General features: G+C 44.8%; 15 protein-coding genes and 1 tRNA gene. 12 read left to right on the top strand and 4 right to left on the bottom strand.

Translation table 11 applies throughout. The features are described 5' to 3' along the window. Positions 1 to 35 precede the first annotated feature (35 nt). The 11 genes from hisB (at position 36) to ACFP56_RS11695 (ending at position 10,167) form a co-directional block, all read left to right on the top strand. Positions 36 to 635: an imidazoleglycerol-phosphate dehydratase HisB gene (hisB, locus tag ACFP56_RS11745; RefSeq protein WP_379234607.1), complete on the top strand. Its 600-nt coding sequence runs from the start codon at positions 36 to 38 to the stop codon at positions 633 to 635. 32 nt (positions 636 to 667) lie between these two features. Continuing rightward, a complete protein-coding gene (hisH, locus tag ACFP56_RS11740; RefSeq protein ID WP_379234606.1) occupies positions 668 to 1,273 on the top strand; it encodes an imidazole glycerol phosphate synthase subunit HisH in 606 nt (201 codons plus the stop codon). Between the two features lie 58 nt (positions 1,274 to 1,331). Continuing rightward, positions 1,332 to 2,090: an imidazole glycerol phosphate synthase subunit HisF gene (gene hisF / locus ACFP56_RS11735; RefSeq protein WP_379234603.1), complete on the top strand. Its 759-nt coding sequence runs from the start codon at positions 1,332 to 1,334 to the stop codon at positions 2,088 to 2,090. Then, the gene (gene hisIE / locus ACFP56_RS11730; protein WP_379234601.1) at positions 2,087 to 2,752 is read left to right on the top strand and encodes a bifunctional phosphoribosyl-AMP cyclohydrolase/phosphoribosyl-ATP diphosphatase HisIE; all 666 of its coding nucleotides are present in this window, start codon (positions 2,087 to 2,089) and stop codon (positions 2,750 to 2,752) included. Before hisF ends, hisIE begins: the two co-directional genes overlap by 4 nt. 124 nt (positions 2,753 to 2,876) lie before the next feature. Beyond that, a complete protein-coding gene (locus ACFP56_RS11725) occupies positions 2,877 to 3,827 on the top strand; it encodes a ribose-phosphate diphosphokinase (protein WP_379234599.1) in 951 nt (316 codons plus the stop codon). A 129-nt stretch (positions 3,828 to 3,956) separates the two neighbouring features. Beyond that, complete coding sequence (locus ACFP56_RS11720; RefSeq protein WP_379234597.1) at positions 3,957 to 5,705, top strand: tetratricopeptide repeat protein; 1,749 nt, start codon at positions 3,957 to 3,959, stop codon at positions 5,703 to 5,705. 308 nt (positions 5,706 to 6,013) lie between these two features. After that, the gene (locus ACFP56_RS11715) at positions 6,014 to 6,964 is read left to right on the top strand and encodes an ROK family glucokinase (protein WP_379234595.1); all 951 of its coding nucleotides are present in this window, start codon (positions 6,014 to 6,016) and stop codon (positions 6,962 to 6,964) included. A 12-nt stretch (positions 6,965 to 6,976) separates the two neighbouring features. Beyond that, positions 6,977 to 7,864 carry an RNase adapter RapZ gene (gene rapZ, locus ACFP56_RS11710; protein ID WP_379234593.1) on the top strand — a complete coding sequence of 296 codons (888 nt, stop codon included), beginning with the start codon at positions 6,977 to 6,979 and terminating at the stop codon, positions 7,862 to 7,864. Between the two features lie 19 nt (positions 7,865 to 7,883). Then, positions 7,884 to 8,861, top strand: coding sequence for a gluconeogenesis factor YvcK family protein (locus ACFP56_RS11705; RefSeq protein WP_379234591.1), 978 nt, complete (start codon positions 7,884 to 7,886; stop codon positions 8,859 to 8,861). A 5-nt stretch (positions 8,862 to 8,866) separates the two neighbouring features. Next, on the top strand, positions 8,867 to 9,808 hold the full coding sequence (gene whiA / locus ACFP56_RS11700) for a DNA-binding protein WhiA (RefSeq protein WP_379234589.1): 942 nt from the start codon (positions 8,867 to 8,869) through the stop codon (positions 9,806 to 9,808). An 89-nt stretch (positions 9,809 to 9,897) separates the two neighbouring features. Continuing rightward, complete coding sequence (locus ACFP56_RS11695; RefSeq protein WP_213517526.1) at positions 9,898 to 10,167, top strand: HPr family phosphocarrier protein; 270 nt, start codon at positions 9,898 to 9,900, stop codon at positions 10,165 to 10,167. A 92-nt stretch (positions 10,168 to 10,259) separates the two neighbouring features. Here the strand turns inward: ACFP56_RS11695 and ACFP56_RS11690 are convergent, their stop codons facing one another. The 4 genes from ACFP56_RS11690 to ACFP56_RS11675 all read right to left on the bottom strand — a co-directional run bounded on the left by ACFP56_RS11690 (position 10,260) and on the right by ACFP56_RS11675 (position 13,268). Further along, positions 10,260 to 11,186: an L-lactate dehydrogenase gene (locus tag ACFP56_RS11690; RefSeq protein WP_379234586.1), complete on the bottom strand. Its 927-nt coding sequence runs from the start codon at positions 11,184 to 11,186 to the stop codon at positions 10,260 to 10,262. A 2-nt stretch (positions 11,187 to 11,188) separates the two neighbouring features. Further along, positions 11,189 to 11,977, bottom strand: a complete 789-nt coding sequence (locus ACFP56_RS11685; protein WP_379234584.1) for a formate/nitrite transporter family protein — start codon at positions 11,975 to 11,977, stop codon at positions 11,189 to 11,191. A gap of 223 nt (positions 11,978 to 12,200) precedes the next feature. Further along, entirely contained in the window at positions 12,201 to 12,782 is a 582-nt protein-coding gene (gene clpP, locus ACFP56_RS11680; RefSeq protein WP_379234582.1) for an ATP-dependent Clp endopeptidase proteolytic subunit ClpP, read from the bottom strand. A 411-nt stretch (positions 12,783 to 13,193) separates the two neighbouring features. Continuing rightward, a tRNA-Arg gene (locus tag ACFP56_RS11675) sits at positions 13,194 to 13,268 on the bottom strand. Between the two features lie 383 nt (positions 13,269 to 13,651). On the opposite strand from ACFP56_RS11675, the gene ACFP56_RS11670 reads away from it, so the two are divergent. Continuing rightward, positions 13,652 to 14,701: a sugar-binding transcriptional regulator gene (locus ACFP56_RS11670; protein ID WP_379234580.1), complete on the top strand. Its 1,050-nt coding sequence runs from the start codon at positions 13,652 to 13,654 to the stop codon at positions 14,699 to 14,701. The last annotated feature ends 14 nt before the right edge of the window (positions 14,702 to 14,715 follow it).

Genomic DNA, 14,715 nt, shown 5'->3' with positions numbered 1-14,715 from the left:
GTTTTCAATACTTTAGTAGATGAGGATGGGATACTATGACTGCACAAAACATTCGAGAAGCATCAATTGTCCGTACAACAAAGGAAACGGATATTAAGCTTTCGCTAGCGGTTGATGGAGCGGGAGAAGCCAATATTACGACAGATGTACCATTTTTGAATCATATGCTGAATGCTTTCACAAAGCATGGACATTTTAATTTGACGGTTGATGCCAAAGGCGATATCGAGATTGACGATCATCATACAGTAGAGGACATTGGCATTGTTCTTGGGCAAGCACTGCTGCAGGCGCTTGGCGACAAATCAGGCATTAAGCGTTGTGCCAGCGTATTTGTTCCAATGGATGAGGCGTTAGCTCAAGTCATCGTCGATATTAGCAATCGTCCACACTTTGAGTATCGCGCAGAATATCCTTCTGCACAGGTTGGCAGCTTTGCGGTTGATCTTGTACATGAATTTTTGTGGAAATTTGCACTCGAGGCAAGAATTACGCTGCATGTTATTGTCCACTACGGTTCCAATACGCATCATATGATTGAGGCTGTATTTAAGGCGCTTGGACGTGCGCTTGATGAGGCGACAAGCATTGATCCTCGTGTACAAGGCGTCCCTTCGACTAAGGGTGTGCTTTAATACCAACTTACCAACTGACAGGGGGCTTCACAGTGATCGCAATTATCGATTATGGAATGGGAAATTTGCATTCAGTTAGCAAGGCGATTGAGCGTTTAGGCTACGAGGCGATTACAACCGATCAGCCTGAGCAAATTTTGGCTGCAGACGCTGTTATTTTGCCAGGAGTAGGGGCTTATGGCGATGCCATGCAGCATTTGAATGAAACCGGCTTAGGCGAGGTCGCGAAGCAGGTTGCGGCATCCGGAAAGCCGATGCTTGGCATTTGTCTAGGAATGCAGCTGTTGTTCGAAACGAGCGAGGAATTCGGTGAGCATGAAGGGCTTGGACTGCTGAAGGGGAAGATCGTGCGTTTTCAGGGCGAGTTCAAAATCCCGCATATGGGCTGGAACAAGCTGAAGTTTTTGCAGCAATCTCCGATATTCAACGGTCTTGAGGAAGGACATGTTTATTTCGTTCATTCTTATCACGCCTTGGTAGAGGATCAGCATAATTTGCTCGCAACTGGTGATTACCATGGTCCGGTAACTGCAATTGTTGCGAAGGATAATGTGTATGGGATGCAGTTCCACCCTGAAAAAAGTGGTACGCTCGGCATGGAGCTGCTGCGCAACTTTTTAGAGCTGTCCAAGCGTTAAACGATGCTTTTCATAAATGAGGAGAAACGGTTTCATAGGATGATAAGGAGGCGTAGACATGCTGGCGAAGCGTATTATTCCATGCCTGGATGTGAAGGATGGGCGTGTAGTTAAGGGCGTTAATTTTGTAAATTTGAGAGATGCGGGTGATCCTGTAGAGCTTGCTGCGACGTATGACCAGGAAGGTGCGGATGAGCTGGTGTTCCTGGATATATCCGCATCAGTAGAAGGCCGTGCAACGATGATTGATGTGGTGAAGCGTACAGCAGGCGAGATTACGATTCCGTTCACTGTTGGCGGAGGGATTTCCAGTGTTGATGATATGACGCGTATTCTGCGCGCAGGAGCCGACAAGACGGGCATCAATACAGCGGCAGTACTCAATCCAAGCCTTATTACGGAAGGCTCTCGCCGCTTTGGCGCACAGTGCATCGTAGTTGCTATTGATGCGCGCTATAATTCGCAGTGGCAGGATTGGGAAGTATATACGCATGGCGGACGCAAGCCTACTGGAATTCGAGCGGTGGAGTGGGCACAGAAAGCGGAGAAGCTTGGAGCAGGAGAGCTTCTGCTGACAAGTATGGATGCCGATGGTACGAAGGATGGCTTCGATATCAGCTTGACGAAAGCGATTAGCGAACGCGTAGGCATTCCTGTAATCGCATCTGGTGGTGCAGGCAAGGTTGAGCATTTTGCAGATGTGTTTCAGCAGGCGAAGGCGGATGCGGCATTGGCTGCAACGATTTTCCACTATAAGGAAATGACGATTGCAGAAGTGAAGGATGACTTGCGAGCAAAAGGAGTAGAAGTGCGATGAGTTTAGATCAAATTAAATGGGATGCACATGGTCTAGTGCCAGCTGTAGTTCAGGATGTTCAAAGCAAAGAAGTGCTGATGATGGCGTATATGAACGAGGAGTCGCTGAAGCTCTCTTTGGAAACAGGCTATACATGGTTTTGGAGCCGTTCACGCAATGAGCTGTGGAATAAAGGTGCAACAAGTGGCCATAAACAGAAGATCGAAAGCCTATTCTATGATTGCGATGGTGATACGCTGCTTGTGAAGGTACAGCAGATTGGACCAGCCTGCCATACGGGCAGCTATAGCTGCTTTACGCATCCGCTGCCTGTTGAGGGAGCAGATGACAGCCAGCAGCATGATGCAAGCAGTGATCGATTTGCGATGCTAGGACAGCTGGAGACAACGATTGCACAGCGTTACGCTGAACGTCCCGAAGGAACTTACACAACGTATTTGTTCGAAAAAGGCGTCGATAAAATTTTGAAAAAGATTGGCGAGGAATCGGCCGAAGTCATTATCGCGGCGAAGAACAAGGATAATGATGAGCTTAGAGCTGAAGCAAGCGATTTGATCTTCCATCTTATGGTGCTTCTTCGTGAGCAAGGATTGCCGTTTGACGCGATTTTAAGCGAGCTAAAAGAGCGACATGGGAAGCCAACAACGAATAAAATGCGATAAATTTCGATTTTGTCGAAAAATAGTGGCATTTGCTTTTTGAAATCTTCATAATTCAATGTATAATAGGACAAGTAGAAATGCTTCGTACATTTAATTATATGGTTGAAACGCTCAGGAGGGTATCATGTTAAGCGACAAGGTTCGTATTTTTTCGGGTTCATCCAATCCGGCATTGGCTCAAAAGATTAGTGAACATCTAGGCATGCCATTAGGGGCTCTTAAAATTTCTCGCTTCAAAAGCGGCGAGGTATATGTACACTATGAGGAGACTATTCGGAATTGCGATGTATTCCTAGTCCAATCGTTCTCCCATCCAATCAATGAGCACTTCGTTGAATTGCTCGTTATGATCGATGCGGCGAAACGTGCTTCAGCGCGAACAATTAATATTATTATGCCGTATTACGGTTACGCGCGTCAGGAGAGAAAAGCTGCTCCACGTGAGCCAATCTCTGCTAAAATGGTTGCGGATGTACTTACGACTGTAGGTGCAACTCGTGTCATAACGATTGATCTGCATGCACCGGCTATTCAAGGCTTCTTCAATATTCCAGTTGATCATATGACAGCGTTGGATTTGATAAGTGCTCACCTTAAGGCGCTTAACATTAAAAATCCGGTTGTCGTATCGCCAGATGCTGGACGCGCGTCGACAGCTGAAAAGCTTGCCAATTATTTGGATACGTCGTTCGCGATTATGATTAAAAAGCGTTCTGCGCATAATGAATCGTCTATTACGCATGTAATCGGTGATGTTGCTGGACAAACGCCGATAATTATCGAAGATATGATTGATACAGGCGGAACAATTATTAATGTTGTAGAAAGCTTGAAGGAGCATGGCGCAGAGGATGTATATGTATGTGCGACTCATCCATTATTCTCCGGCGATGCGATTCAACGACTTGATCATCCAAGCATTAAGGAAGTTATTGTCACGGATACGATTGCGCTTCCTGAAGATAAACCTGATCGTTTCAAAGTATTAACAGTAGCGCCGCTGCTTGCTGAGGCTACTAAAATTATTATTGATGGTGGTTCTATTAGCGTTCTGTTCAAAAATAACGGCGTTTAACAGACACACGGTATGGATTAAACTGCGGATTGACACTCTAGTCATCCGCGGTTTTTTATTTGTTCATTATATATTGAGAAGGCTCCTGTGCTATAATTGATGTACTACAAACGAGGAGGTGCCTTGACTATGAAAAAAAAGCTGCGTGTTTCGGGAGAACAGCACAATATTACACTGCTACAGCTTGATGCTAACTTTTTCTACGAGCGTGCTATCCGCTCCTTGGATCGTTTTCACTATGACAAGGCACTTAAATATTTTCAAAAAGCCGTTGATTATGAACCAAACAATCCAATTAATTATTGCAATATGGCCGGTGTACTGTCTGAGATCGGAAAATACGGAGAGTCCAATCACATTTTGCAAAAGGTAATTAATGAAATTGATCCAGATATGACGGAATGTCACTTTTACATGGCGAATAATTTTGCCAATATGGAATTTTTCGAGGAAGCCGAGCGCGAGCTGCTGCATTATTTGCAGGAGGATGAAGAGGGACATTTTCTTGAGGAAGCCGAAGAGATGATTGAGTTTCTTCAATATGAGCTTGAACGTCCTACGCCGCTTACGAAGGTGAAGGCTAGAGCAGGAATGTATGAGCATATTCGTGCCAGAGAGCTGCTTGAGGAAGGGAAGTTTCTGGAGGCGATTCGCATGCTTGAATCGATTACTGAAGAAAACCCGGACTTCTTGGCGGCACGCAACAATCTTGCGCTTGCCTATTATTATGTCGGCATGAGTGCAGAGGCGAAGCGGGCGATTGAAGCGGTGCTGGAGCAGGAGCCTGATAATTTACATGCATTGTGCAACCTGGCGATTTTCTATCATTATGAAGGCAATCAGGAGAAGCTAAAATCGCTTACTGCTGTACTGACCAAGCTTGATCCGTTTTATCAGGAGCATTTGTTCAAGCTGGCCACTACGATGGGGATTTTAAGGGAGCATGCCGCTGCCTTCCGTCATTTTCAACGACTGACCAAGCAGGGCGAAGCGAAGAAGGACCCGTGTATTAGCCATTTTGCGGCTATAGCAGCCTGCAACATCGGAAGGCTGGAGCTGGCTGAGAAGTACTGGCTTATGACCCGCAGTATGGATGAGCAGTCGCCGTTGCCTGATTTCTTTTTAACGTTGCTTAAGCATATGCAGAAGGAGCAGCATATCCCTGCGTCGATGTCCTACAGCTATTTTTCTTCCGTGGAGGAACAGATGGATGCGTGGGAGCTTCAGGCACGCGAACGTGGCATTGAGCTAGATCCTTTGTATAAACGTGCCTATTTGTTTTGGGCATTTGCTGATAGCAGCCGTGAAGGAAAGCTGAAGGCGATTTATGATTTGGAGCCATGCTATAACGATGAAGTGGAAGGCATGCTGAAGCAGTTTTTGCTGCAGCAGGACGAGGATGACTATTTGAAGCGTATTGTAATGTACACGCTGCGTTCGATGGGCATGAAGGATGCTTTTGAGGTAGTGCTGGGCGGCAAGCTGCTGAAGGTAGATGCGCAGCGTGTGCCGACACTCGAAAGCAGTCACTTGACCGATTGCGACCCATTATGGGAGCAGGTTGCTGAGCTGGCGTTAACCCGTACAGCCAAGCGTTATAATGCGATATGGCAGCATGATATGATTACGCTATGGATAAACTTCCTGTCTAAGGGCTATATGACCGCTTCCAAGCTTACAAAAATCGAAGCATGGGCTGCTGCACTGGAGTATCTAACAGCTAAGCTGTATAATAAGCCAATTACGTATCACGAGGCATCTGTTCGGTATAGCACAAGCATTACGACGATCAGCAAGCGTGTGAAGGAAATTGATGCGGTGTTAGGGATCAAAGGCAAGCTTAAGGAAGCGCCTTGGTATATGGGCAGCCGCAAGTAAAGTGTATGGTTGGCTATTTCAGCAGGAGCAAGCAGGCAGGATATGCCAGCTTGCTTCTAAGGCGTAGTGTATGACGACAAGCCTGGCGGGAAGTCTGCTTATATAGAGACGGGAATGTGCAGAGCTAGCTTGTTGTCAAATTTTAACGCATAGTGTGTAATAGCGAATGAAAGGCTACAACATTCCAGTTGGAAATTGTAGTCTTTCATTGCATAAACGGCACGGATTGTCTTGATTTGATGAAGCTTGACCGTAAACGACGGAACGCTTATAGTTGAAATGGAACTTTAAATGAATGAGGTGGAGTCATGTCCGAAAAAATTTATGTTGGTGTTGATGTAGGCGGTACTACAGTAAAGCTAGGTATTTGCGATGCGGAAGGCACATTATTACACACGTTCGAGGGACCGACTGAGGTCAGCAAAGGACCAGATGTTATCCTTCACAATATTGCAAAATACGTAAAGCAAATCGTAGAAGAGTCCCCTTATTCATGGGAACAGGTGGAAGGTGTCGGAATCGGTATTGCTGGATTTCTTGATATCCCGAATGGCATTATGAAGCATTCGCCAAACTTGTTCTTGGACAATGTTGAAATAAAAGGCGCTTTGGAAAAAGAGCTTAACATACTAATAAAAGTGAACAACGATGCCAATGTTGCTGCACTGGGTGAAGCATGGGCTGGAGCAGGTCGCGGTATTGATAACTGCGTGATGTATACGCTTGGTACTGGCGTAGGCGGCGGTATTATTATTGATGGAAAAATTGTAGAGGGCTTTCAAAGCGTTGCTGGCGAGCTTGGTCATATGGCTATCGTTCCTGATCTTGAAGCCATTCAATGCGGCTGCGGCAAGATGGGCTGCCTGGAGACGGTATCTTCTGCAACAGGGATTATACGCATGGCGGAGGAAGCTGTGGCGCGTGGCGATCGTACATCTCTGTCTGTTGTCGAAAAAATTATGGCAAAGGATGTGCTTGATGCTGCCAAAGCTGGCGATGAGGTTGCCACTCGCATCGTGGCACGTGCTGCCTATTATCTAGGCCGCTCCATGGCAATGATGGCTGTTATTTTGAATCCAGAATGCTTTATCGTCGGCGGTGGAGTTGCGAAGGCTGGAGACTTCTTATTTGATCAAATCCGTGAAGTATTCGAGAAATACACGCAAGACGCTTCTAAAGAGAATGTGAAAATCATTCCAGCTATTCTTGGCAATAATGCTGGTGTAGTTGGTGCTGCAGGTTTAATTCTAAGAGGATAGTAGGTGTTGCTCATGGAACCAGCAACAAATTTGTCTCAGCTTGTTATTATTACAGGAATGTCGGGTGCAGGTAAAACGATTGCAGTTCAAAGCTTAGAAGATCTAGGCTTTTTCTGCGTGGATAATTTGCCGCCTGTCCTAATCCCGAAGTTCGCCGAGCTGATTGAGCAATCAAACGGTAAAATCGGGAAAGTAGCACTGGTGATCGATTTGCGCGGTCGTGAGTTTTTTACGGCGTTATCTGAAGCGCTGGAATATATGTCAGAGCATCACACGATTAACTGCGAGATTCTATTCCTTGATGCAAGTGATGAAACGCTTGTACGCAGGTATAAAGAAAGCAGACGTCGTCATCCAATGTCGCAGCAAAGCATGCCGCTGGAAGGCATTCGAGCTGAGCGAAAACTGCTGGAGGACTTGAAGGGGAAAGCATCGCTAATTATTAATACGAGTGAGCTGAAGCCCGCGATGCTCAAGGATCGTTTGACTAATCATTTTGGTCAGACACAGCATAAATCATTTTCCGTCAATGTGACATCGTTCGGCTTCAAATACGGGATTCCGCTGGATGCTGATCTTGTGTTTGATGTGCGTTTTTTGCCGAACCCGCACTATATAGATGAGCTTCGTCCGAACACAGGGCAGCATCCTGATGTGTATAATTACGTGATGAAGTGGCCGGAGACGCAAACCTTCTTGACTAAGCTTATTGATATGCTGGAATATTTGATTCCGCAGTATCATGAGGAAGGTAAAAGTCAGGTGATTATCGGTATTGGCTGTACGGGTGGAAAACATCGCTCGGTTGCGATTTCGGAGTATTTGGGTGAGCATCTAAAGCTGAAAGATTCAGAGCAGATACGTGTAAGTCATCGTGATTCAGAGCGCGACAGGACATAATGAGAGGAGCATGCACATCGTGCAGAAGGTCGTTAGACGTCCCAAAATAGTAGTCATCGGTGGCGGCACAGGTCTTTCTGTTATGCTGAGGGGATTGAAGGAAAAGCCTCTTGATATAACTGCAATCGTAACCGTAGCAGATGATGGCGGCAGCTCTGGCATTTTGCGCAATGAGCTGCACATTCCTCCGCCTGGAGATATTCGCAACGTATTGTCAGCAATGGCAGACGCTGAGCCACTGCTTGCAGAAGTATTGCAATATCGCTTTGAGAATGGAACAGGTCTTGCAGGCCATACGCTAGGTAATTTGATGCTGGCTGCTATGACGGACATATCAGGAGATTTTGTAACGGGGATTAAACAGCTGTCGCAGGTGCTTGCCGTTCGAGGCAAGGTGCTGCCGGCAGCGAATCGTGCTATCGTGCTCAAGGCCGAGATGAGCGATGGAACGATTGTTACGGGTGAGTCGATGATTCCTAAGGCGAACGGTTCAATCAAGCGTGTGTTTTTAGAGCCGCAGGACATCGAGCCATTGCCAGAGGCTGTTGAGGCGCTGGAGCAGGCTGACGCCATATTAATTGGACCAGGCAGCCTATATACAAGTATTATGCCTAATCTTATTGTGCCAAAGCTGGCACAAGCTATTGTTGAATCAGAAGCTGTTAAATTATTTGTATGCAATGTTATGACGCAGCCTGGGGAAACTGATAATTATTCGGTAAGTGATCACCTGGATGCGATTTATGATCATATTGGACATCATTTATTTGATTATGTCATCGTAAACAATGGCGAGATTCCGCCACATGTGGAAAGCAAATATGCTGAAATCGGGGCAAAAGCGGTTCAGCTTGATATTGATGAGGTAACAAAGCGTGGCTATCAAGTCATTGCTGATCAGCTTGTTCTGTTTCGAACGTTTTTGAGACATGATGCTGAGCGTTTAAGTCATCATATATATAAATTAGTTGAAAATTGGATGCTCAGGAAGAGGTGAGAAGCATGTCTTTTGCGGCGCAAACGAAAAAGGAATTGACGATGGTCGAAACAGAGCCCTGTTGTGAACGTGCGGAGCTAGCTGCTTTAATTCGCATGAATGGCGCTGTCAGCTTATCGAGCCGCAAGGTCGTCTTGGATATATCCACCGAAAATGCCGCGATAGCACGGCGGATCTACACGCTGGTCAAAAAGCATTACAATGTCCATGTAGAGCTTCTTGTACGTAAAAAGATGCGCTTGAAAAAAAATAACGTTTATATTGTTCGCATGCCGGAAAAGGTGCAGGAAATTTTGAGTGATCTTCGTATTGTATCAGAAGGCTTTGTGTTTAATTCAGGCATCGACAGTAAAATTATTCGCAAAACCTGCTGTAAACGCTCTTATCTTCGCGGCGCGTTTCTAGCTGGTGGCTCGGTAAATAATCCTGAAGGCTCATCCTATCACCTTGAGATCGCTTCGATGTATGAGGAGCATTGTCAGGCGCTTGTTGAGCTGGCTAACGGCTTTGGGCTGAATGCCCGTTGCATAGAACGTAAAAAAGGGTTTATCTTTTATATTAAGGAAGGCGAGAAAATTATCGAGCTGCTAAACATGATTGGCGCGCATCAAGCGTTGTTTAAGTTTGAGGATGTTCGCATTATGCGTGATATGCGCAACTCGGTAAATCGAATTGTCAATTGTGAGACGGCGAATTTGAATAAAACGATTGGGGCTGCGGTCAGACAAATCGATAATATAAAGCTGCTGCAAAAGGAAATTGGGCTTGAAAATCTGCCGGATAAAATAAGGGAGGTTGCCGAGGTGCGCTTGGCTCACCCTGACTTGAATTTGACAGAGGTGGGCGAGCTGTTAAAGGTGAAGGTCAGCAAATCTGGTGTTAATCACCGGTTGCGCAAAATTGATGAAATGGCAGAAAAAATAAGGAATGGCTCAACTTTAACCTAGTAGAACTTGCTTCATAATGGTATAATAACTTATAAAGCTCAAAATGTCCGATAATTAATTTGACTTTAAATATAGGGGGTATGTTTTTCATGGCAAGGCTTCCAGTAGTTGTTCGTTTGAAAACAGGGTTACATGCTAGACCTGCAGCTTTATTCGTACAAGAAGCGAACAAATTTTCCTCTGAGGTTTTTGTGGAAAAAGACGATAAGAAAGTGAACGCCAAGTCGATCATGGGTATTATGAGTCTTGCAATAAGCTCTGGAACTGAAATTACGATTAGTGCTGAAGGCTCTGACGCAGAGCAAGCTGTAAATGCATTGATAGCGCTTGTAAGCAAGGAAGAGCTTGAGAATCAATAATCGTCACATAAAAGGCTGCCAGTTGTCCTATTCTGCAATGTGTGGAATAGAATAACTGGCAGCCTCTTTAGTTGTAGTGGTTAGCTGATTTGTTAGGGCTCAAGATCAAGCTCCAGGCTTGCGATTAGTTCCTTGAGCTTGTCGGCAGACTTTTCAAATAATGCCTGTTCCTCATCTGTCAGCGTAAGCTCCAGCGTTTGACGGACACCACTTCTGTCCACGATGCAAGGAACCCCAAGGTATACATCAGATACTCCACAGTAGTTATCCAGCAGGGTAGAAACATTCAATACGGCACCCTCATCATTCAGAATCGCTGTTACGATACGATCCAGCGCTAGTGCAATCGCATAATAAGTTGCGCCTTTTGCTTCGATAATTTCATAAGCTGCATCTCTAGTTTGCAGGAAAATGCGCTGCTTGATCTCCTCGTCTAGCTCAATGTCAACGCCAGCTACGTTAGCCAGGCTCCATACGGCAAGCTCAGAGTCGCCATGCTCGCCAATAATGTGGGCATGAACACTACGAGGATCAATTTTTAGCTCGTTGCCGAGCAAGTAGCGGAAGCGTCCGCTATCGAGCAATGTACCAGATCCGATCACACGATTGACTGGCCAGCCAGATTTTTTTAAGGTAATGTAGGCCATAATGTCGACTGGGTTCGTTGCAATGAGCAGAATAGCTTCTTGATTGTAAGGCATAATTTGCTTAATGATGCTGTCGAATATATCAGCATTGCGTTTCAGTAGATCTGTACGCGTTTCTCCTGGACGCTGTGCAGCGCCCGCTGTTATGATTATAATATCTGCACCAGCACAATCCTCGTAGCTGCCAGCCCATAGCTTAGCGCCACCAATATACGGCATGCCGTGGTTGATATCCAGCGCATCACCTGCTGCTTTTGCATGATTAGCATCAATCAGGACAAGCTCATTGACACGGTTGCGCAGCATAAGCGTATAGGCAGTTGTTGAGCCGACAAAACCTGCTCCAATAATAACGACTTTTTTAGTTTTCATACTCACTCACCACTTTCTTCAAAATAGGGTTTGTTGATATAGTAGTAAAACATAGCCATAAATACGCTGCCACCGATGATGTTTCCTAGAGTTGCCGGGATTAAATTATGCAAAATTTGATCTGCGCTAAGTGTTCCCCAGCCACCTGCTGCAATAGAGATGGCAAATACAGACATATTCGCGATGCTATGTTCAAAACCTGCAATAAAAAAGCTGAATACTAATAGGATCATAATGAACATTTTCGCTCCGTCGGTTTTCATCATATAAGGAGCAAAAAAGGCCAAGCATACCAACCAGTTACACAATATGGCTCGAGTAAAGATTTCAAGGGTTGTTGCATCTACTTTTTTTAGGGCGACCTCTAACAAAAATCCGTGTATATGCTCACTTGCAAATAGTCCTGTCATCCAGATGATGACTGCAAATAGGATAGCCCCGATGACATTGCCGGTATAGCTTAGAGCAAGCAGCTTAATTGTTTTCGTCCAGCTCATTTTTTTGCGTAAAGAGCTGAAGCTGAGATAGAATGTGTTTCCTGTAAATAAATCTCCGCCCCCGTAATAGATTAAAATAATCGCCATGCAGAACGTTAAGGCAGCTGCTGGATAGGTGAAGGGGGAGTGGATTTCATAAAAGAAGCTGGCTGTTTTGAAAGCAACAATAACGCCAAAGCCGATAAACATACTGGCTATCATGGATCGCAGCATATAGTGCAGCTTGCTTTGCATATAGATATGAAGCTTTCTTGCAGCTAATTGTTCGATTTTATATAATGCTTCGGTTTCCATGATGGTTTCCCCCATTAGATACGAGTAAATCTGGCGATTACGTTACAATCTCATCATAAAGGGAAGTCGCATTATAGTATGTGACAAAAATCACAATCCAAGAATAACGTTAAATGTGCGAGAAATAACAAGGGGGGTGAGTGGGTGGTTATAGAAAAACAGCAGCAGCGGGCTTAAGTAGAAGCCTGCTGCTGCTGTCTGTGTTATATGCAAAGAAGCTTATTTATACGCGTTCAATAACTTTGTCAATCAAGCCGTATTCAACTGCTTCCTGCGCACTCATAAAGTAGTCGCGATCTGTGTCTTGATTGATGCGCTCAATCGGTTGACCAGAGCGTTCAGCCATGATGCTGTTTAATTTTTCACGCATATTGATAATGCGTTTCGCACGAATCGCGATATCACTAGCTTGACCTTCTGCACCGCCTAGTGGCTGATGGATCATGACCTCACTGTTCGGAAGTGCGAAGCGCTTGCCTTTGGCACCTGCTGTAAGCAAGAATGCCCCCATTGATGCGGCCATACCGACGCAGATAGTCGAAACATCAGGCTTAATGTATTGCATAGTATCGTAGATGGCCATACCCGCTGTAATGGAGCCGCCAGGTGAGTTGATGTAAAGATGAATGTCCTTATCAGGATCCTCTGCTGCTAAAAACAGAAGCTGTGCAATAATAGAATTGGCAACGACATCGTTTACACCAGAGCCTAGCATAATGATGCGGTCTTTTAACAAACGAGAATAAATGTCATAAGAACGCTCTCCACGATTACTTTGTTCAATAACCATAGGTACAAAGTTCATTTTCAACCAATCCTCCTAAATCGTAATGTGTAACTATCATAATAGATAATTAATCAAAAGTCAAAGAAAGTCAAACTTTTTTATTATGTTTTTGAGACAGGGCTGATGGTATCAGTTTAACCGCTATTATCCAGCTGTAAACCCTGCTGCATAGAGGATAATCGAGATACAGAAAGCGGCATCTTGTTCACGACAGAATGTACTTGTTCTAGTGACTTGTGTAGTAGCTATGTAATTGCGAGCTTATATAGATTACGCTGCAAGATGTGTAGGTTGTGCAAGATATGCAAGTTAGCAAGATTTATCAAGACGTTATATTACATAAAAAAGAGCAGGATCTGCTAATAGCAGTTCCTGCTCTCCTTGGCGTGTTTGTATAGGAAGCATGTCTGATGCTTAGTTGAAAAGCTGTGGCGCGCCCGCTAGGAATCGAACCTAGATCTCAGGCTCCGGAGGCCTACGTCATATCCATTGGACCACGGGCGCAACTATTATATTGTATTGGATTATTGCATATGAAGCAAGTGTTTATGAAAGGTTTGTTTCATAAACCTGAACAAATTGCTCAAGTATAAGCTGAAACTGCACTGGCAAAACTTCAATCGTAGATTAGCTAAATGTATCGGAAATTGTGTGGAATTACAACTAACAGGTGGGAAGATTCGGACCAAAGCGTCAAAAAGGTATAAAAAAATAGTATTTAAATGCAAAAGAAATCGTTTACACAAGAAAAGTAAGCTTGCTATGCAAAAAAGAATTCGTTACAATATACATGTGGGACTTAAAAAATACCGCAGGGACATTAAATGTCCAATGTGGTTGTCCTTATAAAAATTACGTGGACTCTTGCCGATGGAGTGATGGTATTCATGCGACAGCTTATTGATCTGCAGCGGCAGCTTGTACCTGAGCTTTTGGACGTGATGAGTAAACGTTACAAGATTCTGCAACAAGTTATGCTTGCTGGAACAATCGGGCGTCGTGCATTAGCAAATGTAATGGCGATGACTGAACGTGTACTGCGGGCAGAGACGGAGTTGTTGAAGGAGCAAGGGTTGCTATTGATTTCATCTTCTGGCATGTCGCTTAGCGATGATGGCAGAAGAGTGCTGGAGCAATTAGAACAGCTTGGTCCACTTGTGTTCGGAAGCTCGGAGCTGGAGATAAAGCTTCAAAACATGTACGGCTTGCAGCGAGTTATTGTAGTTCCGGGTAATTCGGAGCAATCTGAAGTATCAAAGCGCGAGCTTGGAAGAGCTGCTGGTTTACTTCTGAAGCGAGTAGTGAAGTCGGGCGATGTGATCGCGGTATCCGGCGGTACATCGACAGCTCAGGTTGCCAAGTATCTAAGCTTGCCCAACACCATTAAAGATGTTGTATTCGTACCTGCTCGTGGCGGTTTAGGCGAAAGCCTTGATTATCAAGCCAATACAATTGCTTCAACCATGGCTAAACGTACGGGAGGCCATTATCGCTTGCTTCATGTTCCTGACCATATTAGTGAGGAAGCCTATGAATCGATGATGCAGGAGCCTTCTATTAAAGAAATTGTTGAAGTCATCCGAAATGCAAGAATTTTTATTCACGGTATTGGTGACGCTACTGTAATGGCAAGACGAAGAAAAACAGATCCTGAAGAAGTGCGCAAGATGGTTAATGACGGTGCACTTGCCGAATCGTTTGGCTTTTACTTCAATAAGCATGGTGAACCGATTCACAAGATGAAGACGGTAGGCATGCGGCTTGATGATATTGCACAGATTGAGTGCATTATCGCGGTAGCTGGTGGAGAAAGCAAGGCTGCTGCAATTGATGCGATTATGCGTTTTGGGCACAATCATGCATTGATTACCGATGAGAGTGCAGCACTAGAGCTGATTCGGATCAATGAACGTAATGGGCATCATGACGAACTGTAAACTCAATTACACTC

It is taken from the genome of Paenibacillus septentrionalis, assembly GCF_042659865.1.
GTDB lineage: Bacteria > Bacillota > Bacilli > Paenibacillales > Paenibacillaceae > Pristimantibacillus > Pristimantibacillus septentrionalis.
Note: the sequence above shows the minus strand (reverse complement) of the source record. Positions and strands in the feature narration are given on the sequence as shown.